The following is a 301-nucleotide window of genomic DNA, read 5'->3' on the forward strand; positions in this document are numbered from 1 at the left end:
CCTATCTTTTCTCTGGACGCGCCTATCGTAGAGCCGACACCTCAACCGTCGAAGTGAGCCGCCTTGAGTACGGCAGGCTCGTCTTGACGGGTGAGCATGTCAGCTTCGACGCCCTCGTCGCAGAAGAGCAGGACCTCGCATTTGGCCATCTCGAGAAGGAGCTCGCCTCCAAACTGGGGCTCAAACCCCTCGATCAAAATTCCCTTATTTCACTTGAGCTTATGACACCTTCCGGCGAATACTGCAACGCGGCCGCCCTTCTCGCCGATAGCAATCATTTCCCTGGCATTGATATTGCGCG

1 pseudogene is annotated in these 301 nt (G+C 56.1%); it reads left to right on the forward strand.

Annotated elements, in window-relative coordinates:
* Positions 1-301, forward strand: a pseudogene (locus NE591_RS14385) (AAA family ATPase); the annotation flags it as partial.

This window comes from Adlercreutzia sp. DFI.6.23, assembly GCF_024462535.1.
GTDB lineage: Bacteria > Actinomycetota > Coriobacteriia > Coriobacteriales > Eggerthellaceae > Adlercreutzia > Adlercreutzia rubneri.